This window comes from Sorangium sp. So ce131, from assembly GCF_051519095.1.
Taxonomy (GTDB): domain Bacteria; phylum Myxococcota_A; class Polyangia; order Polyangiales; family Polyangiaceae; genus Sorangium.
On the sequence record NZ_CP150455.1, the window covers coordinates 12321265 to 12345512 of the forward strand.

General features: G+C 70.8%; 19 protein-coding genes. 4 read left to right on the forward strand and 15 right to left on the reverse strand.

Translation table 11 applies throughout. The features are described 5' to 3' along the window. Window positions 1-133: 133 nt before the first annotated feature. Window positions 134-1360 carry an RCC1 domain-containing protein gene (locus tag WMF43_RS44825; protein WP_437674569.1) on the reverse strand — a complete coding sequence of 409 codons (1227 nt, stop codon included), beginning with the start codon at window positions 1358-1360 and terminating at the stop codon, window positions 134-136. Window positions 1361-2119: 759 nt separating this feature from the next. Between WMF43_RS44825 and WMF43_RS44830 the strand changes: the two genes are divergently transcribed. Then, entirely contained in the window at window positions 2120-2848 is a 729-nt protein-coding gene (locus tag WMF43_RS44830; RefSeq protein ID WP_437674571.1) for a hypothetical protein, read from the forward strand. 255 nt (window positions 2849-3103) lie between these two features. Here the strand turns inward: WMF43_RS44830 and WMF43_RS44835 are convergent, their stop codons facing one another. The 8 genes from WMF43_RS44835 to WMF43_RS44870 form a co-directional block, all read right to left on the reverse strand. Continuing rightward, window positions 3104-4930 (reverse strand): glycoside hydrolase family 15 protein, encoded by a 1827-nt coding sequence (locus tag WMF43_RS44835; protein ID WP_437674573.1) that lies wholly within the window; start codon window positions 4928-4930, stop codon window positions 3104-3106. A gap of 511 nt (window positions 4931-5441) precedes the next feature. Continuing rightward, on the reverse strand, window positions 5442-6431 hold the full coding sequence (locus WMF43_RS44840; RefSeq protein ID WP_437674575.1) for a hypothetical protein: 990 nt from the start codon (window positions 6429-6431) through the stop codon (window positions 5442-5444). Window positions 6432-6535: 104 nt separating this feature from the next. Further along, window positions 6536-8089, reverse strand: coding sequence for an AAA family ATPase (locus WMF43_RS44845; RefSeq protein WP_437674577.1), 1554 nt, complete (start codon window positions 8087-8089; stop codon window positions 6536-6538). Window positions 8090-8211: 122 nt separating this feature from the next. Further along, window positions 8212-8715: a beta-class carbonic anhydrase gene (locus WMF43_RS44850; RefSeq protein WP_437674579.1), complete on the reverse strand. Its 504-nt coding sequence runs from the start codon at window positions 8713-8715 to the stop codon at window positions 8212-8214. A gap of 133 nt (window positions 8716-8848) precedes the next feature. After that, window positions 8849-10603 carry an N-acyl-D-amino-acid deacylase family protein gene (locus tag WMF43_RS44855; RefSeq protein ID WP_437674580.1) on the reverse strand — a complete coding sequence of 585 codons (1755 nt, stop codon included), beginning with the start codon at window positions 10601-10603 and terminating at the stop codon, window positions 8849-8851. A 96-nt stretch (window positions 10604-10699) separates the two neighbouring features. Next, on the reverse strand, window positions 10700-11260 hold the full coding sequence (locus WMF43_RS44860) for a Uma2 family endonuclease (RefSeq protein ID WP_437674582.1): 561 nt from the start codon (window positions 11258-11260) through the stop codon (window positions 10700-10702). A gap of 258 nt (window positions 11261-11518) precedes the next feature. Continuing rightward, window positions 11519-12067 (reverse strand): response regulator transcription factor, encoded by a 549-nt coding sequence (locus WMF43_RS44865; protein ID WP_437674584.1) that lies wholly within the window; start codon window positions 12065-12067, stop codon window positions 11519-11521. Next, window positions 12064-13374, reverse strand: a complete 1311-nt coding sequence (locus tag WMF43_RS44870) for an ATP-binding protein (protein WP_437684213.1) — start codon at window positions 13372-13374, stop codon at window positions 12064-12066. Before WMF43_RS44870 ends, WMF43_RS44865 begins: the two co-directional genes overlap by 4 nt. A 948-nt stretch (window positions 13375-14322) precedes the next feature. On the opposite strand from WMF43_RS44870, the gene WMF43_RS44875 reads away from it, so the two are divergent. Then, window positions 14323-15612, forward strand: coding sequence for an endo-1,4-beta-xylanase (locus tag WMF43_RS44875; RefSeq protein WP_437674586.1), 1290 nt, complete (start codon window positions 14323-14325; stop codon window positions 15610-15612). Window positions 15613-15653: 41 nt separating this feature from the next. On the opposite strand, the gene WMF43_RS44880 is transcribed toward WMF43_RS44875, so the two are convergent. Beyond that, window positions 15654-16259 (reverse strand): class I SAM-dependent methyltransferase, encoded by a 606-nt coding sequence (locus WMF43_RS44880; protein WP_437674587.1) that lies wholly within the window; start codon window positions 16257-16259, stop codon window positions 15654-15656. Between the two features lie 252 nt (window positions 16260-16511). Here WMF43_RS44880 and WMF43_RS44885 point away from each other — a divergent pair, with 252 nt between their 5' ends. Then, window positions 16512-18773 (forward strand): bifunctional salicylyl-CoA 5-hydroxylase/oxidoreductase, encoded by a 2262-nt coding sequence (locus tag WMF43_RS44885; RefSeq protein WP_437674589.1) that lies wholly within the window; start codon window positions 16512-16514, stop codon window positions 18771-18773. 157 nt (window positions 18774-18930) lie between these two features. After that, complete coding sequence (locus WMF43_RS44890; RefSeq protein ID WP_437674591.1) at window positions 18931-19650, forward strand: MerR family transcriptional regulator; 720 nt, start codon at window positions 18931-18933, stop codon at window positions 19648-19650. Between the two features lie 210 nt (window positions 19651-19860). Here the strand turns inward: WMF43_RS44890 and WMF43_RS44895 are convergent, their stop codons facing one another. Genes WMF43_RS44895 through WMF43_RS44915 form a run of 5 tightly spaced genes read right to left on the reverse strand, consistent with a single transcriptional unit; the run spans window position 19861 to window position 24244 of the window. Further along, window positions 19861-20715 carry a ThiF family adenylyltransferase gene (locus tag WMF43_RS44895; protein ID WP_437674593.1) on the reverse strand — a complete coding sequence of 285 codons (855 nt, stop codon included), beginning with the start codon at window positions 20713-20715 and terminating at the stop codon, window positions 19861-19863. 17 nt (window positions 20716-20732) lie between these two features. Beyond that, window positions 20733-21944, reverse strand: coding sequence for a phenylacetate--CoA ligase family protein (locus tag WMF43_RS44900; RefSeq protein WP_437674595.1), 1212 nt, complete (start codon window positions 21942-21944; stop codon window positions 20733-20735). Then, window positions 21941-22705, reverse strand: coding sequence for an amidohydrolase family protein (locus WMF43_RS44905; protein ID WP_437674597.1), 765 nt, complete (start codon window positions 22703-22705; stop codon window positions 21941-21943). The genes WMF43_RS44900 and WMF43_RS44905 overlap by 4 nt, the downstream gene beginning before the upstream one ends. Continuing rightward, window positions 22702-24060, reverse strand: a complete 1359-nt coding sequence (locus WMF43_RS44910) for a phenylacetate--CoA ligase family protein (protein WP_437674599.1) — start codon at window positions 24058-24060, stop codon at window positions 22702-22704. Before WMF43_RS44910 ends, WMF43_RS44905 begins: the two co-directional genes overlap by 4 nt. 16 nt (window positions 24061-24076) lie before the next feature. Next, the gene (locus WMF43_RS44915; RefSeq protein ID WP_437674600.1) at window positions 24077-24244 is read right to left on the reverse strand and encodes a hypothetical protein; all 168 of its coding nucleotides are present in this window, start codon (window positions 24242-24244) and stop codon (window positions 24077-24079) included. Between the last annotated feature and the right edge of the window lie 4 nt (window positions 24245-24248).

Sequence of the window (24248 nt, forward strand, 5' to 3'; positions counted from 1 at the left end):
CGACGTGCCGAGAGCGCCAAGGGGTGTTCTTCACCTCCTGGCGCTCTCCACGCGCGGCGCGGCGGTCGACGGCGCCGCCGGGCGGCGCGGGCGCCCGGGATCCGCGGCCGAGGGCGCGCGCCGCGCTCGAAGCTCAATGGCAGTCGCGGGTCGTCAGGCCGCTGATCGCGGCGGGGGTGGCGCCGTGGCTGATCGCGCCCCAGCACCGCACCGACGCGTCCGCGAGCCGGGCGCAGCTGTAGTGCTTCCCGGCCGACAGGGCGACCGCGTTCGAAATGCCCGCGACGGGCGTCAGCCGGCCCATGTCGAGCCCCGCCCCCTCCGACTGGCCGCCGCTCGAGCACTGGACCTGCCCGCTCGACAGGAGCACGCAGACGTGGAACTGCCCGCCGACCACCGCGACCGCCCCCGACTCGACGAGCGTGACGCCCGGGTCGGACGACGCGCCGAGGCCGCCGAGCTGCTTGTTCCAGTCCTGGCCCCAGCACTGGACCTTGCCGCCCTCGAAGACCGCGCACATGTGATCTTGCCCGGGGCCGGCGTAGATCGCCCTGCCCGGGACCGTCCTCGGCGCGGTGGGCGTCGTGTGCGCCGTCGTGTCGCCGGTGCCGTGCATGCCGCCGTTGTTCTCGCCCCAGCAGGTCAGCTTGCCGGCGTCGGTCACGGCGCAACAGCCGTGGTAGTAGCAGGCCACCTGCACGGGCGCCTCGCCGCTGAAGGTCACGTCGGCGGGCACGCTCTCGCCCCAGCACTTGATGGCGCTGCCGACGATCGCGCAGGCGTGGTTCAGGCCGCCCGAGACCATCGTCGCCCCGGAGGCGACCACCGGCGTCCTCGAGATCTGGGCGTGCCGGCCGCAGTGCACCGCGCCCGTCTCGAGCAGCACACACGCCTCCTCGGTGAAGCCCTTCGCCGAGACCTGGGCGACGCCGGTCACGTCGGTGCCGTCGTCGTACTTGAGCGTCGTCGGCGTGGTCGATCCGAAACACACCGCCTTGCCGTCAGCCGTCGTCGCGCACGGGATGGTCGTGCCCGAGCCGTTGTTCAGCCCGGCGCACGCCGGCGACTCCCCGGCGCCGGGATCCGGATCCCCGCCGCCGGTCGTGCTGCTCGTCGTGTCGCCGCCGCCGGTCGTGCTGCTCGCCGCGTCGCCGCCGGTCCCGCTGCTCGTCGCGTCGCCGCCGCCGGTCGTGCTGCTCGCCGCGTCGCCGCCGCCGGTCGTGCTGCTCGTCGTGCTGCTCGTCGTGGTGCCGGCGTAGGTCCCGGTGCTGCCGCTGACGGAGCTGCCGCTCCCCCCGGACGCCGCCGAGCCTCCGGCGCCGCCCGCGCGGTCGTCCCCGCCCGCGGGCCCGCAAGCCACGAGCCCAGACGCCAAGAAGCCGAAGAATGCCAAGGAACGTGTCGATATCATGGGAAGACCTCGCTGGCCGATCTAGCGCAGTTCGGCCCGCGCAGGGTACCAGTGCAATACCAGCGTAAAAGTTGAGGTGGACGTTACGTCCCCGATGGGAGGCCCCCGCGCTGTCGCGGACAGGTGACCCGGCCGGACGTGCGGGCGCAGGGACGGAGGCGGGCGCCGCAGCGGACGGGCGCGGGCACGGCGGCGGCGCGGTTATGTCGCGGAGGATTCGAGTCCAGCGGAAGCGGATGGTTCTGGCCAGAGTCGATGTTTCCGCGCCGGCGGACGCGCCGATGCACAAACGTGCCGGCCTGGGCTTCGCTGAGCAGGCCGGGCGCAGCGCGCGAGTCTCCCCAGGACGGCGCGCGCGGCGCGGCGACGCCGCGGGCGGCGTTCGGTCTTTCTTGGTCCGGCGGGCGTTTCCATCGATCGGGAGGACACCTGCGCTCGCGCGCGGCGCCGCGCGCGGCCGCGCCGGGCGCGCACTCCGCTTCATGCAGCGCGCGCGGCGCGCCGCGCCTGGATTGGCCGCGCGGCGATCGCGGAGAAGTCCCAAGGGGGCGCAGATCCGAGGAGCGCCTATTTCGCGGACGCAGACGCGAATTCGCGCCGGCTCGGAGCGGCAGCCTCTGCACAGCAGCGCAAGGCACACAGCCTGCTCTTCGGTGAGCCAAGGTGTTCGGGGGCCGCAAGGCTCATGAGGGACACCGGGGAGGATCAATGATCTCGATTCACGGCAAGATGATGGGTCTCGCGATGGTTCTGGCGCTCGGGGCCGGGTGCGCGGTCGACGCGGCCGACGAGGACCTCGACACGGACGCGATGGCGCTCGACGAGGAGTCCATCGACTCCGCGTCCGCTGCGCTGGAAGACGCCGAGCGGGGCGGGTTCGCGGCCCAGGCGCAAGCCCAGATCGGCCAGCAGGGACCCAGCAAGCTCGGTCTGCCGCCGAGCAAGGGCCTGCCGCCCTCGAAGGGTGTCGTCGGCAAGGGTCCGATGGAGCCCCTCGGCAAGGGCCCGATGTACGGCCAGATGGCGCCCAGCAAGGGCGAGCTCCCGAGCAAGTACCCGACCAAGGGCGAGCTCCCGAGCAAGTACCCGAGCAAGGGCGGCGACGTGGGGCAGCACGGCCCGGCGCAGATCGGCCAGGTCGGGCAGACCGGGCCTGCGCAGATCGGCCAGGTCGGCCAGGTCGGGCAGACGGGCGCCATCACGCAGTCGGGCGTGGCGCAGGACACGAGCCAGGTGCGTGACGGCTCGCGCTGCTTCGGCGGCGGCCTCGGCTGGGGCGGCGGCCTCGGCTTCGGCGGCCTCGGCTTCGGCGGCCTCGGCTGCGGCTTCGGCGGCGGCGCCGTGGTGTCGTCGTTCACGAGCTGCACCACGGCCATCATCCCCACCTTCGGCGGCTTCGGCGGCTTCGGCTGCGGCGGCCTCGGCGGGTTCTGGTGATCCTGAGCTGATCGCACCGCGCCGGCCCGCGCCGGAGGCTCCCCGCCTCCGGCTCCCGCGGCGCCGCTCCAGCCCTCCTCGCTGCGCTGGAGCTCCGGACCGCCGGCAGCCTGGGGTTGGATATCCCAGGCTGCCGGCGCCCCTCTCCGCCCCTCCCGCCGCTCGTCCGTGAGCGGTCCCCGCCGGCGCCGGCGGGGACCGCGCGCGGGTCGCTGCGGAGCCCGCCGTCAGCCGCCCTGGCCGAGGGCGATCCCGTCAGCCGCCCTGGCCGAGGGCGCGATCCAGGTAGAACGCCGCGCTCACGAGGCCGAGGTGGGTGAACGCCTGCGGGAAGTTGCCGAGCAGCTCCCCGCTCGAGCCGATCTGCTCGGAGTACAGGCCGAGGTGGTTGGCGTACGTGAGCATCTTCTCGAAGATGAAGCGCGCGTCGTCGAGGCGGCCGGCGCGCGCGAGGGCCTCGACCAGCCAGAAGGTGCAGATGCTGAACGTGCCCTCCTTGCCGGTCAGGCCGTCGCCGGCGCCCTTGCCGATCTCGTAGCGGTGGACGAGCGTGTCGCTCGCGAGCTCGGCGAGCGTGCGGTCGATGGTGCCGACGATGCGCGGATCGGTGGGCGAGATGAAGCGCATGAGCGACATGAGCAGGTTGCTCGCGTCGAGCGCCTCGGAGCCGAAGGCCTGCACGAACGTCTTGCGCTTCGCGTCCCAGCCGTGGGCCATGATCGCCTCGTAGATGTCGTCGCGCGCCCGGGCGATCCGCGGCCGGTCGAGCGGCAGAGAGCGCTTGTCGGCGAGCCGGAGCGTGCGGTCGAGGGCGACCCAGCACTGCAGCTTCGAGTAGACGAACTGCCGCTTTCCGCCCCGCACCTCCCAGATGCTCTCGTCCGCCTGCTCCCAGTTCTCGCAGACCCAGTAGGCCATGCGCCGGTGCTCGCGCCAGAAATCGTAGGAGATGGGAGAGCCGTACTTGTCGAAGAGGTATACGGAGTCGATGAGCTCGCCGTAGATGTCGAGCTGGAGCTGCGATGTCGCCCCGTTGCCGACCCGGACGGGCTTTGAGCCGCGGTAGCCTTCGAGGTGGGTCAGGGCGACCTCGGGCAGCTCGTGGCGCCCGTCGACGCCGTACATGAGCTGGAGCGGCCCGGTGGGGCCGTCCCGCTCGGAGACGCGGGCGCTCAGCCATTCCATGAAACGCGCGGCCTCTTCCGTGTAGCCGAGCCGGAGGAACCCGTAGAGGGTGAAGGCGGCGTCGCGCACCCAGACGTAGCGGTAGTCCCAGTTGCGCACGCCGCCGATCGCCTCGGGCAGGCTGGTCGTCGCCGCGGCGACGATCGCGCCGGTCGGCTCGAACGTGAGCAGCTTGAGGACGAGGGCCGACCGGTCGACCATCTCGCGCCACCGGCCCCGGTAGCGCGACTTGCCGAGCCACTTCCGCCAGAAGTCGACGGTGCGCCGCAGGGCGTCTTCGCCGTTGATCGGCCTCCCGAGCAGGTCGGCGTTCGCGGTCCAGTCCTCGACCTGGCGGAGCGCGAACGTGGCCGACTGGCCGGGCTCCAGGACGAACTCGGCGACGACCCCGCCGTCGCCGTCGCTCTTCAGGGGGACCGGGCTGATCAGCGCGAGGTCGAGGCCATCGGAGTCGAAGACGGCGCCGCGCGGGTCGTCGAGGAGGACGCGGTGGGGGCGGCGGGCGAAGTCGATGGCCGGGCGGCAGGAGAGCCGGAAGCGCACCGCGCCGCGGACGGCGCGCGCGACGCGGACGATCTGGTGCATGCCGCGGCGGTAGGCGCCGTACGTGTCCCGGTGGATCGGCATGAAGTCGCACACCTCGCCGACGCCGTCCGCGTCGAGGAACCGCGTGAGCAGCACGTTGGTGTCGGGCATGTACATCTGCTTGCGCGACGCCTCGTGCGCCGCCGCGAGCAGGAAGCTGCCGCCCTTCTTGTCGTCGAGGATGGCGGCAAACACGCTCGGCGAGTCGAAGTGGGGGAGGCAGCACCAGTCGATGGATCCATCCATCCCGACCAGCGCGATCGAGTGCATGTCGCCGATGACGCCGTAGGACTCGATGGGCTTGTAGGGCATCGCTTTCCCTTAGCGCACGGCGCGCGTCGATGCCCTGGTCGGATCGGATCGCGGGAGCGGCCGCGGCGCCTCCGCCGCGACGGCGGAGGAGGGCGGGTCGGCGGCGCCGCGGCCCGCCCGCCCACCGGGGGCGACCAGGCGGCCGACGCGATGGCGGGCTCGGCGGTATCGGCCTCGCGCCCTTCGAGCGCTCGGCGGCGGCGCGCGGTGCCGGCGGCGTCGGCGCGCTTCGTGATCGGCGGCGTCCGGGGGGGCCGTGGAGGTCTCCTGGCGCGTTCAACGTCGAGGATGGCCTCGCCACCACGGAATGGTGGCCTCGCCACCACGGAATGATGGGCCGGCCATCAATCCATGGTGGCGAGGCCACCATCAAAGCCTGCGCGGTCACCCCCGGAGGACGGTCCGGCCAACCTCCAGCGTGGGTTCGACGAATGCCATCCAGCGCGGTTGCTGCAAATCGCAGCCACACATCAGCGGACAGGAGCGCCGAGAGCTCTCCTCCTGCCGGACGTCACGAGCGGCGAATCGGCTCCGCCAGCCAACGAACCAGCGCCTCGCCCTCGAGATCGAGCAAGGCGTCCTCGACCTCGCCCGCGCCGATCGCGCGGGCTCGCTCGACGATCGACCGCTCTTCTTCGGCCGTCGGTCGCCGCCCGATCCGTCGCGCGAAGAGGCGACCGAGCAACGCGACGATCGCCTTCTGCTCGCCGCGCTCCTCTCCTCGTTGCTCCCCGCGAAGCTCCCCGCGAAGCTCTCCGCGAAGCTCCCCCCGTTGCTCTCCTCGTCGCTCGGCCTCGAGGATCATCTCCCCGATGATCGGCGTACGCCGGAGCAGCCCCTCTTCTTTGTCCTCCACCATGCTGACGAGCTCCTTCCTCAGATTATGCCCCCAGGGATCGATGGTCGCCATCACCAGGAGCGCCGCGTACAGCTCGGCCCGCTCCTCGGCCGTCGCCGCCCCCGCGTGGATCTCCGCGACGACCTCCCGCAGCGCCGCCGCGGTCGCGTTGCGCGCGAGCGGCGCGAACACCAGCCAGAGCAAGCTGCCCCGCGCCCGCAGCTCGCCGACGGAGCGCTGGTAGACGGCGTCGACGCGAAAATGCGCGCCGCTGAACGGCCGCCCCGGCCAGGCGATGCGGCGCCTGCCCGTCGCCGGCAAGCGCCGCCTGCGGCCCGACAAAACGACGGCGACGCTCTCGAGCGGCGGCACCGGCTCTCCGGGGGTTTCTAGCCGGAGCGCGGCGAAGAGGAAGCCGAGGTACTCGAAGATGCGATCCGGAACGTCGTCACGGAGCGTGAAGCAGAACTCGACGTGCAGCACCCGCGGCTCGCCGTCGATCGTCAGGCGCAGGGCCTTGTCGAGGCGACGCTCGATGTTCGTGACCTGGCTGTCGACCAGGCCGAGGATCTCGACGGAGCGCCCCGCAGGGACGAGGGCGCGCACCAGGTCCTCGGGGCGCCTCCGGACGAGGTGGCGCAAGGTGATATCGGCTTCTCCCATGCGCGGCGCTCATGGCAGATCGCGTACCAGGGGTCCGGGAGGCCGAAACCAACGGGTCCCGGGGAGGCGGGCGGGTCGGGCGGGTGGCGGCGCCATGGCGGACATCAGCACCCCACGAGCCGCACGGTCTTCCCCTCGTGCGCCACCTCCCGCACGAACAGCTTCTCTGCCCACGACCGCTCCTTGCGCAGGTCGAACATCACGAGCCACCCCTCGCCGAGCCCCGCGTGGTCGAGGTACCGCGCCACCTGATCGAGCGCGTCGGCTTCTGTCTCCGTGTCGCGGCGGACCTTCACCTCGATGGCGTGGCGCTCCTCACGCCAGCAGATCAGCAGATCGAGCGCCCCGCGCCCGAGCCCGTACTCGCGCTCCACGCGTCCACCGCCGTTCACGATCCGCTGCAAGAACGCCATCAGCATCAGGTGCGGGCCGGCCTCGCGGTAGCCGAACCCCTCCGCGGCGAGGTGGCCGTCCTTGCGCCAGAATGCCTGCCAATCGGTGATGAGCTTGTCCATGTCGAGCGAGCCGTCCGAGCGGACGTATGCGGCGGGCTCGGCCGGGATCTGCGCCTGGCGTATGAACGTCAGCGCGCGGGGGACGACCTCGCGGTAAATGGGATTCGCGATCTCGAAGCGCCCGCCGTGGAAGCGGATGAGGCCCAGGCCGAGGACGTAGGAGAAATCGTCGTCGAGCACGTCGCTCTCCGTCTGGCCGCCGGCCAGCATGGGATCGAGCACGCGCCGCACCCGGGGCTCGCGCAGGCGGGCGACGAGCGAGTCGATGTGAGAACGGCGCTCCAGGATGAGGGTCTCCTTGGCCGCATCCACGTGAGCGGGCGTGATCGGGACGGCACGATCCCGCACGTCGCGGCGGACGATCTGGTCGGCCATGGCGTTGGTCAGCCACGGATGCCCCTGTCCAAGCTCCCAGATCCGTCGCGTTGCCTCGGGCTCGAAGCGCTGTCCGGTCGCGGTGGTGTGCTGCGCGAGCAGCTCGGCGACCTCGGCCTCGCTGAAGGGGCCGAGCGTCATCGCCTCGGCGGTGATGTTGAAGGGCGACGTCGTGCCCAGCCATGCGACGGTGCGCCGCTCCTCCATGGCGAGCGCGTAGTCGCGCACCTGGCGCTGGCCGATGAGCGCGACGCTGGACGGAAACGGGATCCGGCTCCGGTCGAGGTAGCCTTGCCGGAGCTGCGTCAGGAACGAGACCATCGTCGCGCCCACAAGCCCGTCCGCCTCATCGAAGAGCACGACCAGCGGCTCGTCGCTGCGCGCCGCGAGATCCCGCAGGTAGCGCAGGAGGAAGGTGCTCGCGGGATCGACGTGGCGGACGTCGTCCGCGGGGCGACCGAGGTCGGGCAGGTCGCGGTCCACCGCGGTGTCCAGCGCGTAGAGGACGGCCTCGAAGGCCTTTGCCGGATCGGGCTCCTCGCGGGCGATCTGGACGTCGACCCAGGCGGCGCGGAAGCTGCTTCCGCGGTTCAGGTGCTCGACGAGCCAGCGGGCGCTGGTGGTCTTGCCTGTCTGGCGGCCGGCGTGGAGCGTGAAGTACTTGCGCTCCTCGATCAGGTCGAGGACCGGCCCGAGGCGGCGTTCGGGCGGGAGCATGTAATGCTCGCCGGGGACGCAGGGGCCGGCGGTGTTGAACGAGAGGTTCACGGGGGGAAGCTACCACGCGAGGGGCGGCCCCGCGGTCAGAGCGCTCCACCGCGCCCCGATCGGGCCGCGCGGCCTCCGCTCACCCGCCTGGCCGCTGCCCCCTGGACCACCCCTTGTCGAGCCTACCCGCGGCTCGCTTCGACCTCGCGCAGCCGCCCGGTGCGGACGTCGTAGATGAACCCGCGGACGGGGACGTCCTTTCGCACGAGCGGCGAGCTCCGGTAGATCGCGATGTCGTCGCGGACCGATGCGTCCAGGTCCGAGAACGGCAGGAAGGCCACGTGATCGGCGTCCGCGGAGTGGGTCTGCCGCAGCTTTCGACGGATGCCCTCGTCGGTGAACGTGAGCATCCCGCAGTCGGTATGGTGGACGATGACCACCGCCTCCGTGCCGAGGAGGGTCTGGCTGATGGCGAGGCTCCGCAGCGCCTCCACGACGCGCCCGCCCGCATTGCGGATGACGTGGGCGTCACCCTCCTCGAGCCCGAGCGCGCGCGCCGGGTCGAGGCGCGCGTCCATGCACGCGACGATCGCGACCTTGCGGCCTGGCGGCAGGGGCAAGGAGCCCTTGGTGAACTGGGAAGCGTAGGCCTCGTTGGCGCGGAGCAGCTCGTCGATGACCGTCATGGAGGCATTGTCGACGACCCGGGGGGGAGCCTGTCAAGCGAATCATCCGTTATAACGGACGTCCGGTGCGGAGAGCGCGGGGGAGTCATCACGCTCGAACGGCTCATCACCCTTTGAGAGGTTCGTCGCCACGTCAGCCCCTCGCCCGCAGCAGCCGCCCGTAGCCCCGGGTCGTGCCCACCTCGGGCAGCACCTGCCCGTCCCGGACCGCGAGGCGCCCGTTCACCAGCACCGCCCGCACCGCGCGCTCGTTCCTGCGCACCATGCGCACGACGCCCGCGAAGCCCTCGACCGGCGCCTCGGCCACCCGGTCCACGTCGCCGTCGATGCCGCCGGGATCGAGCACCACCACGTCCGCCTGCGCGCCGACCTCCAGCCTGCCCGCGTCGATCCCGAGCCAGTCGCCGATCTCCGCGGTGAGGCGCTGGACGGCCCGCTCGACCGGCATGATCTCGCGGCCCTCCCGGGCTGCGTCCTTGACCAGCCGGAGCATGCGCAATGGAAAATTGTAATGGGCCATTTGGCGGAGGTGCGCTCCGGCATCGGAGAAGCCGATGATCGCGTCGGGGTGACGGATGATGTCTTCCAGCGGCCCGCGCCGATCATTGCCCATGATCGTGTACCAGCGGAGCGCCGCCCCGTGCTGCGCCACCAGATCGAGGAAGACGTCGACCACGTCGCGCCCCTCCTCCTCGGCGATGCGCGCGAACGACTTGCCGACGAGGCGCTCGTCGGGACAGCTCAGGATCTCCGAATGGTTGAAGTCGCGGTGAAAGACCTTGGGCAGGAGCTTCGACCGCCATTGCGAGCGGAATTTCGCCCGGTACGCGGGGTCGCGGAGCAGCCGGGCGCGCTCCGCCGGGTCGGTGAGGTGCAGCGCCGCCGCGCCGGCGCCGAACTCCTCGAACACGACGAGATCGATGCCGTCGGCCCAGAGATCGAACACCTCCGGCAGCGTCTGGAGCCGGAAGTCGGCCCCGAGCCAGGTGTTCGCGATCCGCGCGCCGAGGCCGGCGAGGCGGTAGAGCAGCCGGTCCGCGCGCAGGTCCATGAGCGAGATGATCGTCGTCTTGAGCGGCTTGCGCGCGAGACCGACGCTCTCCAGCATGAACAGGACGATGTTCACCTTGGTCGCGGCGTCGGGCACGCCCTGGAAGATGCGCCCGCGCTCGCGGAGCAGGCGGCAGAGCCGGCGGTACTCCGACCACGGCGCGTAGGTCGACGGCAGCGGGCGGCTGCGGATCGGCCGGCTGCCCCCGATCTTGTCCCACTTGAGCGTCATCACGCTCATCCCGAGATAACCCGCGTCGAGCGCCTCCCGCAGGATCTCCTCCATGCGCGCGAGCTCGCCCTCCGTCGCCCGCACGCCCCGGTCGAGCGAGCGCTCGATGCCCATCACGTGCGCTCGCACGGCCGAGTGCCCGAGGAAGGAGCTCACGTTGGGCCCGAGCGGCAAGGTGTCGAGGTGCTCGAAGTACTCGGTGACCGTGCTCCAGGTCTTCCGCTGATCGAGCATCGGCCGGACCACCTCGTACGGGATCGCCTCCACACGGCAGAACTGGTCCGCGAGATCCTCCGGCGTGCCGATCGCGAGGCTCAGGCTGCAGCTCCCGAAGACCACGGTGGTGACGCCGTGGCGCAGCGACTCGGACAGAGACGGGGCGAGCTCGACCTCCGCGTCGTAATGGGTGTGCAGATCGATGAACCCCGGCGTCACCCAGCACCCGCGGGCGTCGAGCACCCGAGTCCCGGGCCCGCGCGGCAGCGGCGCCTCGCTGATCGCTGCCACCTTCCCGCCCCGGAGGCCGAGGTGCCGCGCCGCGGGCGGGGAGCCCTTGCCGTCAAAGAAGAGACCGTTCTCGATCGTGACGTCGAAGGGCGCGTCCATGGCAGCGATGATAGGACAGAGCGCGCCAGACGAGCCGCCGGAAAGGCGCTGTGTCGCGACAGGGTATTTGTCCGGGACGCCGCGCTCCGCGGCACCTCACTCGAAGAGCGCTGCCACCGCGCACCGGAAGTCCGGCAACGCCTCCCCGCCCTCCAGCACCTCGCCGGCGCCCAGCACGCGCACGTGATCCGGCGGCGTCAGCACCACGACGACCTCGGTCTCGCCGTCGACGACCCACACCATGCGGGCCCCGGCCGCGAGGTACTCGGTCGCCTTCTTCATCAGCTTCGCCATGGGCTGCGCGTCGCCGACGATCTCCACGGCCAGCTCCGGCGCTCCCTCGAGCCAGCCCGCCTCACCGCGCCCAGCGGGCTTGCGCTCGGCGCGCACCATGGCGACGTCCGGACCGCGCAGCACGTCGGGGCGATGCCGCAGCTTCGTGCCGGGATCGCCGACGGCGACGCTCCACCCGGGGTGCTCGGCGGCGTACCGCGCCAGCACCATGCCCGCCTTGAGCATCAGCTCGCCGTGCCGCCACGTGTTCTTCGTCATCGGAACCCACTTCCCCTCCTCCAGCTCGCCCGGGTGGCGGTCCGGATCGAGCGCAGCTGCCTCGGCGAACGTCATCTCCTTCAGCTCCAGCGCTCGCTCCGACATGGGTTCCACCGCGGAGGATAGCACTCGGCCGCCTTCCCCCATGCCGCTCCGTAGGATCTGGCCCCGCGCTCGCTCCACCTCCGTGGAGGGGCCCGGGGCCGTGGCTGCTTCGTTCATGCGAAACCTCATCGTGAGCCGCGGCCGTCCAATCGGTCGCCGACCTCCCTGAAGTTCCGGGGACGGACCGGCTCTGATCGCGGAAAGCGCTCACGGCGACGCGCGGCGCGGCGCGCCCCGCTCAGGCGCGGCGCGCCCCGCTCACGACCGCGGCGGCCGCTTCGAGAGCTTCCGCTGGAGCGAGCGCCGGTGCATCCGGAGCTTGCGCGCCGCCTCGGAGATGTTCCCCTCGCAGTCCGCGAGCACGCGCTGGAGGTACTCCCACTCCACCCGCTCCAGCGACGGCAGGTCCTCGCCCTTCCCCTCGACCTCGGCCGGGGCGAAGCCGAGGAGCGACTGCACGCACCGGGCCACATCCACCGGCTTCGTCAGGTAATCGACGGCCCCCGCACGGATCGCCGCCACCGCGTTCGCGATGGTGCCGTACCCGGTGAACACGACGATGCGGATGCCGTCATCCATGCTCCGCAGCGCCCCCACGAGGTCGATCCCGCTCTGGCCCGGCATGCGGACGTCGACGAGCGCGTACTCGAACTCCTGGCCGCGGGCGAGCGCCGCGGCCTCCTCGGCGCTGCCGGCGAGCGACACCGCGAACCCGCGCTTGCCGAGCGCCTCGCCGAGCGCGCAACGGAACGTCGCGTCGTCGTCGACGAGCAGCAGCGTCGGGTCGCCCGCGAGCTCCGCGGTCATGGATCCACCGGCGCGAGCCGCAGCGCCACCCGCGTGCCGCGCGCGGCGCCCGCGCCGCCCGGCTCCGGAGCCTGCCGCGCCGACACCGTGAGGCGCCCGCCGACCTGCTCGATCAACGTCCGCACGAGGTACAGCCCGAGGCCCATCCCCTCGCCGGGGGCCTTGGTCGTCACGAACGGCTCGCCGAGCCGCCCCTCGAGGCCCGCCGGGACGCCCGGCCCGCCGTCCTCGACGCCGATCACCGGCGCCCCGCCCTCGTCCCCGACCGTCACCACGATCGGCTCGGCGGCCGCGGGGCCGGCGCCGCTCGCGTGGAGCGCGTTGTCGAGCAGCGCGCACAGCGCCGCCTCGATGTCGGCCGCGTCGAGCGGGACCATCCGGCGCCGCGCCAGCTCGCCGCGCACCTCGACCGGGACGCCGGGGTGCGCCGCCCGCCACGCCTGCACGGCGCGCACGGCGGCCTCCCCGACCTCGACCCCGGCGCGCAGCTCGTCCGCACGGACGTCCGCCCGCATCCGCGCGATCACCACCCGGCAGCGCTCGACCTGCTCCGCGATCGTCCGGGCGCGGCGCCGCGCCTCGTCGCTCGACGCGGGTTCGCGGAGGCTCTCCTCGGCGAGCACCGCGATCGTGCCGAGCGGGGTGCCGAGCTCGTGCGCGGTGCCGGCCGCGAGCGCGCCGAGCGCCTGGAAGCGCGAGGCCTCCTCCGCGCGCCGGCGCAGCGCCGCGTTCTCGGCCGCGCTCGCGTCGAGCGCGCGGCGGACCTTCAGGAGGAAGTAGGCGACGAGCGACGCGCTCAGCACGAAGGCGAGCAGCATCCCGTAGAGGTGGGCCGAGAAGGCGCCGTGCTCCGGGTGGCTCGGGCAACACGCGCCCGACGGGAGCGCGAAGAGCGCCGCGAACAGGCAGGCCGCGAGCGCCGCGAGCGCGAACGTCGTGCGCGCGGGCAGGAGCGCCGCGGCGAGCGCGACGTGCACGAAGAAGAGGGCGCTGAACGGGTTGCCCGCGCCGCCCGAGGCGGCGAGCACCCCCGCGATCGCGACGAGGTCGAGGGCGACCACCCCGGCGACGAGCGAGCGCTGCGCCCCCTGCTCGGAGCGCACGCGCCGGGCGAGGACGAGGTTGAGCCCCGCCGCCAGCGCCAGGATGGGCACGGCGATGCCGTAGCGGACGTGGTAGCCGAACAGCGCCTCGCTGGCCGCCAGCGTCGCCGCGAGCAGCGCGAACACCGCCCAGCGCAGGCCCACGAGCCACCGGAGGACGATCCCGCCCGCCGGCGCCTGATCCAGGGACGCCGCCTCGTGCATCACGGGGGAACTATAACGTGAACGCGCCGCGGCCTCAGCCTGCTCGGACGCTGCCTCCTCGCCGGGCGCGGCGCCCGCGCGGCCGGCCGCCGCCTGCGCCCTGCCGTTACGGGAGGGTCGGGGCCGTCCAGTCCACCCACTTGTTCTTGTCGAGCTCGTACCTCGGCTTCCCGCGCGGCCGAAAGGCTCGATCGCCGCGCTGAACCACTGCTGCTCGCTGCACGTCCTGCTGAGGGTCTGGACGCCGCCGTTGGTCCTGCCCATGTCGTCGACCTCGGAGACCCGCCACGCCGTGGAGGAGCGACCCCATCCGTCGGAATGACCCGTCGACGCCGGTGTCTTCGATGAGCTGAGCGCCGGCCATCAACGACCCTGCGACCGGTCGGCTGGCCATGTGTTCTTCTGCTTATCGAGCGCCAGCGGCGCTGCGCAAGACACGTGCCTTGTTTCGTCAGCTTGTGCTGGTGCTCGGGGATGGAACGACGGGCATCTGGCGCGCGGCAGCACGCATCCGGGCGAGCTGGTGCAGGCTGGAGGTGGCGTGCCGCCACGCCAGGTTGCGGCGCAAAGGCCAAGCGCAGCATCGATGAGGCGATCGGCGCGCCGTAACGAACATTGCTCACACCCGTGTTTTTCACATTCACGACGATCCCACGGCGAATGCTTCATCTTACGGCGCGACCATGAAAGTGTGGCGTGTCCTACCGATTCGCCCCTGGACACACGTTGCCGCCGAAGCGGAATTTTAGAACAACCCCGAAATTTTTGCCTCGGAGACCCATGTCTCTCGAGCCCGCGTTCGTAAACCTGTAGGCTGGGGGTCGGCGGTCGCGCTACTGCCGCTCGGCACCACCTCGGTGCCGCCCGTGCGCGAGGTGGATCCAGCGATGATCAAGGCACCACGCTGCGGGAGTTCGTAAAGACTCTTTCCATTCGGAGGACGCGAGCATGAGGTCAACACCCCTTACCCTTCTACTCTCTGCATTCCTGTGTGCTACCGGCTGCTCGGACGGCGGTGGCGGAGGGGGAGGGGAGACCGGCGGCGCGGGAACGACGGGCGGCACCGGCGGCGCGACCGGCGGCACCGGCGGCGCGACCGGCGGCACGAGCGGCGTCACGAGCGGCACGAGCGGCGTCACGAGCGGCACCGGCGGCGCGACGGGCGGCACCGGCGGCGGCGACGCGACCGGCACCAGCGGCACCGGCGGCAATGACGGCCCTGCCGTCAGGACTCCTGCCGCGAGCGCCAGCACGCTGAGGGAGGCCGGCGAGAAGGCGAACCCTCCGATCCTGATCGGCGCGGCCATCTCCGGCTCCGGCCTCAATGATAACGGCTACAAGAGCGTCGCCGCCGCCGAGCACAATTACGTGACAGCAGAGAACGAGATGAAGTGGAACGCGCTGGAGCCCAACCCGGGGAGCTTCAGCTGGGGTTCTGCGGACAACATCGTGAACTGGGCTGTCCAGAACGGGATGCAGATCAAGGGCCACACGCTGGTGTGGCACAACCAATTGCCGGGATGGGCGAGCTCTCTGAGCGGGGCGACGCAGGTGGAGCAAGCCATCCGCCGGCACATCGAGAACGTCATGGGGCACTTCAAGGACCGGGTCCACACCTGGGACGTGGTCAACGAAGCGGTCATCACCGACAGCGACACCGGCGTCGGCAACCCCCGCATGAGGCCCTCGGTGTTCTTCAACGCGCTGGGGGAGAGGTTCCTCGACCTCGCCTTCCAGATTGCGAGAGAGCAAGACCCGACCGCCAAGCTCTATTACAACGACTACAGCATCGACGCGCGGAACGAGAAGGCCGACTTCGTCTACGAGATGGTGAGGGGCATGGTGGAGCGCGGGGTCCCGATCGACGGCGTCGGGTTCCAGATGCACATCGGACCGCCGAACAACGAGGCCGGCGGAGCGGACGTGGCGGCGAACCTGAGGCGCTTCGCCGATCTGGGCCTGGAGGTGCTGATCTCCGAGATGGACATCAACCGCTGCAGCAATCAGGTCACCGCGGAGGAGCAGCTCACGTACTACCACGACATCGTCGAGGCCTGCTTCTTGATGCCCGAGTGCGTCGGCATCACGTTCTGGGGGATCAACGACGGCAGGTCGTGGCTCAACAGCTGGAGCGGGGCGCTGTGCAACGGGCAGAGCTCTCAGTCTCTGCTCTTCAATGACCAGTATCAGAAGAAGGAGACCTACAACAGGGTGATGGACGCCCTGCTGGGCCGCTAGCGCCCTGCTCATGCGGCGGGGCGCCGGACGCCCCGCCGCGCTCACCGCGGCTTCAGCGCGACGAACAGCGCGCGAGGGAGCGAGTCCAGGGTGCCCTGGTAGACCGTCTCGTGCACGGAGAGGACCTCGAAGCGCTCCCCGAAGACCTCGCGGATGTCCTCGGGCGAGAACCGGTAAGGCCCGCCGTCCCACGGCTCGAGCACGCTGAAGCACTTGAGGAAGAACATCCCTCCGGGCGCGACCAGCCGCCCCAGCGTGCGCGCGTAGTCGGCCCTCCGCTCGGGCGGGAGGCAATGGAAGCAGCCGCGGTCGAAGACCACATCGAACCGCTCGGCGAGCCGGCTGTCCAGGATGTCGTCCTGCACGAAGCGGACGGAGGCGCCGCGCTCCGCGGCCAGCGCGGCCGCCTTCTCGACGGCGGCATGGGAGAGATCGCTGCCGGTGACCTCGAACCCGCGGCCGGCCAGGGCGAGCGCCTGCGTGCCGGGGCCCGTGCCGAGGTCGAGCGCCCGCCCGGACGCGACATGCCACCGCTCGAGCGCCTGCTCGAGATCGGCGTCCAGGCGCTCGTGGTACCAGGGCAGGCTCTCGTTCGGGGTGGTCCGATACAGCTCCTGCCAGTCCGGGAAGTTCCGCTCTGCGTTCATGTCATCCTCTCCTGTCTCTTCCTGTCCCCTGCCGGGACGGCGCGCTCGGATTATCCCCTCCGCGATGCCGCCGCGCCGCCGCGGCGTGCGGTTACGCTACACGCCCGCCCGGGCGAGCGGGAGCGAGCGGGAGCCCGACGTGCGCGGCGGCCCGACGTGCGCGGCGCGCGCCGGCGCTCGGCCCCCGCGTTCTCGTGTAGGCTCCGGCGCGGATCACAGGGACGTCCGCGGGGACGGAGGAGGGCAAGGGCGGTGAGGATCACGTGTGTGGGCGGCGGACCGGCGGGCCTCTACTTCGCGCTCCTGGCGAAGCAGCGGGACCCCCGGCGCGAGATCGTCGTGGTGGAGCGGAACCGGCCCGACGACACCTTTGGTTTCGGGGTCGTGTTCTCCGACGCGACGCTCGATCACCTGGCCGACGCCGATCGCCCGACCTACGACGCGATCCGGGCGAGCCTCGCCCACTGGAACGAGCTCCACGCGCACTTCGGCGGGCGCGTGCTCGTCTCGACGGGGCACGGCTTCAGCGGCCTGTCGCGGCAGCGGCTGCTCGCGATCCTCCAGGGGCGCGCGCGGGAGCTCGGCGTCGTCCTCCGCTTCGAGGAGGAGGTGACCGACGTGGACGCCCACGTCGCCGCGAGCGACCTCGTGGTCGCGGCCGACGGGGTGAACAGCCGGATCCGCGAGCGTTACGAAGGCCGCTTCGGGCCGCGCGTCGACGTCCGCCCGAACCGGTTCGTGTGGCTCGGCACGACGTTCCCCTTCGAGGCGTTCACCTTCTACTTCGAGCAGAACCGCCACGGCCTCTTCCGGGTGCACGCGTACCGGTACGAGCCGGAGCGCTCCACGTTCATCGTCGAGTGCCGGGAGGAGACGTTCCTGCGCGCGGGCCTGGATCGCGCGGACGAGGACGGGACCATCGCGTACTTCGAGGAGCTGTTCGCGGACAAGCTCCGGGGCCACCGGCTGCTCAAGAACCGGAGCGTCTGGCGGAGCTTCCCGACGGTGCACAACGAGCGCTGGAGCCACGGCAACGTGGTGCTGCTCGGGGACGCCGCGCACACCGCGCACTTCTCGATCGGCTCGGGCACGAAGCTCGCGCTCGAGGACGCGATCGCGCTGTCCGAGAGCCTCGGCCGGCACGCGGGCGTGCCCGAGGCGCTCGCCGCCTACGAGGCGGAGCGCAAGCCCAAGGTGCTCGCGTTCCAGCGGGCCGCGCAGGTGAGCCTCCTGTGGTTCGAGAACACCGAGCGCTACATGGCGCTCGATCCGGTGGAGTTCACGTTCAGCCTGCTCACGCGGAGCCTGCGCGTGACGCACGAGGGCCTGAAGGCGCGCGATCCCGCGTTCGTGCGCGAGGTCGACGCGCACGTGGCCCGCAAGGCGGAGGCGCAGTCGGGCGCGCGCGTCGTGGCCGAGGGCGCCGCCCCGCCGCCGCCGATGTTCACGCCGCTCAGGCTGCGGTCGCTGGTGCTGGAGAACCGCGTCGTGGTGTCGCCGATGTGCCAGTACTCGGCGGAGGACGGGCGGATCGACGACTGGCACCTCGTGCACCTGGGCAGCCGCGCGCTCGGCGGCGCGGGGCTCGTGATGACCGAGATGACCGACGTGAGCGCCGAGGCGCGCATCACGCCCGGCTGCGCGGGGCTCTACCGGCCCGACCATGCGGCGGCGTGGCGGCGCGTGGTCGACTTCGTGCACGCGCGCTGCCGGGCCCGGATCGGCGTCCAGCTGGCCCACGCGGGGCGCAAGGGCGCGACGAAGCGGATGTGGGAGGGAATGGACCAACCGCTCGAGCGCGGCGCCTGGCCCTTGCTCAGCGCCTCGGCCATCCCGTACCTCCCCGGGAGCCAGGTCCCGAAGGTGATGGATCGCGCGGACATGGACCAGGTGACGTCGGACTTCGTGCAGGCGGCGAGGTGGGCCGACGAGGCCGGGTTCGACCTGCTCGAGCTGCACTGCGCGCACGGCTACCTGCTCGCGAGCTTCATCTCGCCGCTCACGAACCGGCGCACGGACGAGTACGGCGGCCCGATCGAGGGCCGGATGCGTTACCCGCTCGAGGTGTTCGACGCGGTGCGGGCCGCGTGGCCGGCGGACAAACCCATGAGCGTCCGCGTCTCGGCGACCGACTGGGCGCCGGGCGGGCTCACGACGGACGACCTCGTCGCGCTCGCCGTGATGTTCCGGGAGCACGGCGCCGACATCCTCGATGTCTCGGCGGGGCAGACCGACCCGTCCAGCAAGCCGGTCTACGGCCGCCTGTTCCAGACGCCGCTCTCCGAGCTCGTGCGGCTCGAGGCCAAGGTGCCGACGATCGCGGTGGGCAACATCCAGAGCTACGCGGACGTGAACAGCATCATCGCCGCCGGGCGGGCGGACCTGTGCGCGCTCGCGCGGGCGCACCTCTTCGACCCGTACTGGACGCGGCACGCCGCCGCGGAGCAGGGCTTCGACATGGAGTGGCCGCCCCAGTACCGGTCGGTCGAGAGGTACACGCTGCGCATGCGGTGACCTCCGCCGGCGAGGCCTCCGGACCGGGCCGCGCCGGGCGACGCCGCGGCGCGGGCGAAAAAAAAAGTGGAGGTCTGGCCTTGATCCTCACGTTACGTGAGGACCTAGCCTCCGGGGCATGGACGTCCTCCCCCGCCCCGGAAACAGGGGAAGCACCATGCGTTCAGCACCGTTGAAAGTCGGCGACCTCGCCAGGCAGACCGGCCTCTCCGTCCGCACGCTCCACTATTACGAGGAGATCGGGCTGCTGTCCCCGTCGCATCGCACCGCGTCGGGGCACCGGATGTACTCGGCGGGCGACGTCGCCAGGCTCCAGCAGATCAAGTCGTTGCGCGAGCTCGGCTTCAGCCTGGAGCAGATCAGCGGGTGTCTGGGCAAGGAGGGTTTCTCTCCGCTCCAGACCATCGAGCTGCACCTGTCGCGGCTGCGCGAGCAGATCGCGCTGGAGCAGAAGCTCTGCGCGCGGCTCGAGGGGCTGGCCCGCGTGCTCCGGGCGGGGGAGGACGTCTCTGTGGAGCAGCTCCTTCAGACCATCGAGGTGATGACCATGATCGAGAAGTACTACACCCCAGAGCAGCTCGCGGAGCTCAAGCAGCGCGCGGACGCGCTCGGGCCGGAGAAGATGCGCGAGGCGGAGAACGCGTGGACGACGATCTACGATGACATGCGGGCGGAGATGCAGAAGGGCTCCGATCCGAAGAGCGAGCCGGTGCAGCAGATCGTGCGGCGCATGCGGGAGCTCATCGACGCGTTCACGGGGAAGAACCCCGAGATCGAGAGATCGCTGAACCGGATGTACCAGGAGGAGCCGTCGATGAAGCACCAGCACGGCGTCGATCCAGCGTTGCACGAGTTCATCGGGAAGGCGATGAGCTAGTTCCGAGCATCACAAGTCTGGCCAGGGATCCCGAGAGATTTCAACGCAAAGACGCAAAGGCGCAAAGACGCAAACCAGAATTTCTCTGTATTTTTGCGCCTTTGCGCCTTTGCGTTAAAATCTCTCTTCTCTCGCCGTGATCCCTGCCAAGACTTCTGACAGGCGGAATCAGTACCGCGTCGCCTCGGGCCGCCGTGATTGCCTCGGGGTTCAGACGTGGGCCGCCGGCTGCTCGAGGCTCTCTCGGGCGGCGAAGCCCACGTCCCGCACCGACCAGGGCGCTCCGGTGAGCAGGTCGAGGGCCAGGTAGTGGGGGAACGCGAAGATGCGGCCTCGCTGCAGCAGGACCTTCGCCAGCTCGGCGACGGCCAGGCACGAGGTGAGGTTGACCACCGGGGCGAGCGTCACGATGGGCGCCGACAAGTCCCGCATCCGCTCCCCCATCTCCCTGGTGAAGCCCTTCGTATGCAGCAAGAACTCCCGCTGGAAGCGATCGACCTCCCGGGCGACGTCGTCCGTCATCGGGCGGCCAGCCGAGGGAGCGCCGATCGTCTTTTCGTAGTCGGGGCCGTCGGGCATGACGGTGGTGACGAAGCACTTCCATCCGAAGGGACCGGTGACGATCGCCGGGATGCCCTCGACGCGCGCGGCTCGCGTGGCGCGCACGACCGTCGAGAGGTTGTCCGCGGCCACCACGAGCACGTCGAGACCGCCGAAGGCTCGGCGCATCGCCTCCTCGTCGCGCAGGCGCTCGACGTGCGCCCTCGCGGACACCGCCGGGGCGTGCTGGGCCAGGGCGGCTCCAGCCACCTCGGCCTTCGGCATGCCGAGGGTCGCGGTGGTGGCCAGGATCTGCCGGTTGAGGTTGGATGCTTCGTACCGATCGTCGTCGTAGAGGACGATCTCGCCGCACCCCATCTTGGCCATCAGCACCGCGCTCATGCCGCCGACGCCGCCGACGCCCAGCAACCCGACGCGCGAGCGTCGGAGCTTGTCTTGCTCGGCGGCCGAGAGGACCCCGAGGTTGCGCGCCACCATTTCTTCGTACGATATGTCCATGGACATTCTGCGCGTTCCTTCCTTCAGTGACAGTACTTGGGCTTCTGCACCAGCTCGGTCGTCGACAGCGACGCCATGTCCACGAGGGAGCCTGGGCGGACCGAGAGGAGCTCGACGTCCACGCCGAGGCGCTGCTCCAGCCAGCGCTCGGCCACCGGATCCGGGGCCTCCGACTCCAAGCGGATGACCAGACGCTCGCCCATCCGCTCGCAGCGGAAGAACGGCGATGTTCCCCGCTCCAGAGCGAGCCCGTAGATCGCTTCTTTGACGCTCGTGTGGAGGATCCGGAGCGCGCCGTCCTTCCCGCCAGGGGGAGCGAAGTCGTAATGCTCCCCTCGGCGGCCCAGGATCTCGAGCACCGCGTGAGCGTCGCCGCACCCGCAGGCCTCGGCGGGGTTCAACGTCGCCCAGTCTTCGGTGTCGTATTTCAAGAGCGGCAGGGCCTCCTTGCGCAAGGTGGTGAGGACCAACGTCCCCGGCCGCCCTTCCGGTCGCGCCGATCGACCGGGCTCGTCGACGATGGTCGCTCGGAAGAACGGCTCGGCGAGGTGCAAGCTCCCCCGGCCACACGAATAGGCGACGTTGCCTGCCTCCGTGGACCCGTAGAATTGATGGACCGGCGCTCCCCAGAGCGACTCGATGTACCGCCGCATCGCCGGTCCGAGCACCTCGCCGGCCGTGCAGACGGCGCGGAGGGTCCGGAAGTGCTTTCCCGGCTCGTAACCCTGCCAGCGAGCGAAATGCGCGAGCCGGACGGCCTCGAAGGGCAAGCAGGCGAGCACCGTGGCGCCCAGCTGCTCCACGAGCCGCAGCACCCGCGCCGGTGGGCTGATGGCGCTGTAGCTGCTCGCGGCCACGACGGCTGCTCCCCTCGCGTGGGCGGCGCGGTGGAACAGGTGAGCGGGGACCGAGATCGCATAGGGAAAACGGACGAGGACGAGGTCCCCCCGGCCGAGGTCGAACGGCGTCAGGAGGATCTGCTCGACGTAGGCCTCGAGATCCTCGCGCGTGAGCGGGCTCGCGATCGGGACGCCCGTGGTGCCGAACGACTCGTGGTACTGGTGCACGCGCTCCTTCGGAACGCAGAGCAGACCCCACGGGTAGTTGCGTCGCAGGTCGTCCTTGGTCAGGACGATCGGCAGGCGCTCGAGGTCTTCGGCCGACGCGAAGCGAGCCGACAGCTTGCCGCGGTGCTCGAGGTACGCCGCGATCGCCGACCGGCGTTCGGCGTTCACGACCAGCCCTCGAGCCGCGGGATGGCCCGCCGAGCATTGCCGTCCACGATGGCCTCGCGAAACGCCGCGGGGAGCTCGCGGACCTTGAACAGCTCGATCTTCGGGGTGCTGAGCGGGTATTCGGAGCCGTAAATCAGCTTGTGGGCTCCGGCGCGACGGACCGCCTCGGAGAGCGCCAGGGGGTTGGCGAGCGACGACTCGAGGAACAGGTTGGGCAGGTCGCGGGCGAGGTCCATCGCATGGACGTCGGCAGGACCGAACCCCAGGTGCCCGAGGATGAACCTCGTGTTCGGGTGGCGCCTGGCGAAGGCGCCGTACCGCTTGGTGCTGGCGCCCGGATCGAACAGCGAGTGCGAGTAGATCGTCAGGGCGTTCACCGCGCAATGCTCGGCGATGGCGTCCATGACGTCGCCCGAGAACGAGAACTTGTGGGCCAGCGGGTTGAGCTTCACCCCGACCACGGGCAGGCTCCTGGCCCTCTCGAGGGCGGCGAACGCCTCGTCTTCGTCCAGAGGGTTGACCCCCACGAAGCCCCGGAAGCGCTCGGGATAGGCGGCGAGCGCGTCCCACACGGCTTCGTTGGGGATCCGCTGCTCGGCTTCGAGCTCCCCGGTGACATAGAGGGTCATCTTCCGGACGTCCATGGTGCCGCCCGGGAACACCAGCGCGCCCCTCACGTCGGCCTCGTCGAGCATCGAGACCAGGAGGTCGGCGTTGCCGTAGTCACTCTTCGACACGTGGGCATGGCAGTCGATGATCATGTGTGGTCTCCGCGTTCGTACTGGTAAAACACGCGCGTGGTCTTCCCCCCGCTCCGCTCGATGCGATCTCTCGGCACCACCGCCTTCACGGCCCCGAAGTGGCAGTCGAGCCGGCTGCGGATCTTCTCGGCCACCCTCGCCGGGTCGCCGCTGCCCGGGCGCAGCTCGACCTCCACCGTCAGGCCGTCGCGATCGACGAGCAGCCGATAGTTGTTCCCCACCTCGGGGATCCGGTAGAGCATCTCTTCGACGTGGTACGGCGAATAACTCCGTTCGCCGAGCTGGATCTGGTCCCCCTGCCGGCCGCGCAGCACCAGGCGCTGTCGTTCGACGCAGCACGGGCAGGGCTCGGTCTCGATGTAGCCGAGGTCGCCGACCCGATACCGGATCAACGGCGCGGCCCGCCGGTAGAGCACGGTGACGCACAGCTCGCCCACCGTGCCCGGCGGCAAGACGCGACCGGTGTCCGGCTCCACGATCTCGACGTACACGTGCCCTTCGGCGAGGTGGTAGCCGTCCTGGAACGTGCACTCCACGCCGATGGGCCCGCACTCGAGCGAGCCGTAGTATGCCAGCGCGGGGCAGCCCCAGATGTCCTCGAGGCGACGCCGGTAGGCGTGCGAGCAGCCTTCCCCGGTGAGCCACAGGAGCTTCGGCCGCAGGTCGCGGCGGACGTCGAGCCCGTGCTCGACGGCCACCTCCGCGAGCTGGAGCGCGTACGACGGCGTGGTGAGCAACACGCGCGCCTCGAGGTCGCGCACGGCCAAGACGGTCTTCAGCGGGTCGGAGTAGAAGCCTCCCTTGCCGACGTTGATCACGCCCGCCCCGCAGTTGTGCTGGAAAGAACGGTGGAAGGCCATACCGGCCGAGCTCATCTCGTAGGGCAACGCGTTGGCGATCAGGTCGCCGATCCGCCACGGCACCATGACGGGCATCTCGATGGCGAGCTCGTTCACGTAGATGTCGTCCCAGCTATAGAGCGTGTAGATGTGATCGCCGATGGACCTCTGCGTGGTGCCGGTCGACAGGTGCGCCTGGCAGACCTGGTCCCTGGGCACGGCGAGCAGCGCATAGGGTTTGCCGCGCAGCTCGTCCTTGAAGGTGAAAGGGAGCTTGGCGAGGTCCCGAGGACTCCGGAGATCGCCCGGACCGACGCCCGCCCGGTCGAACTTCTCGCGATAGAACGGGGCGTTGAGGTAGGCGTGCTCGACGACTTCGGACAGGACATCCCGGTGGTACTCGGCGAGGCGGGCCTCGTCCCACAAGTCGACGGGGACCCGGAGGTCGGCCGGGAAGTGCCGGCCGATGGCGGCGGACTTCGGGAGGTAGTCCAGGTACTTGTTCTTCTTGATCATGGCCTCTGCCTCGCCTTCAAGGGCAGAACAACGCCAGGATGTGCAGCAGCCTCGCCTCGTTCTCCGGCTGGATGCCGTACGAGCGGAGCGTTTGCCGGGGGTCTCGAAGATAACGAGCGACCCAGTCGGGGTCGTTCACCAGATCGAGGTAGATGCGTCGAACGATCTCTTTCTGATCGAGCATGGAT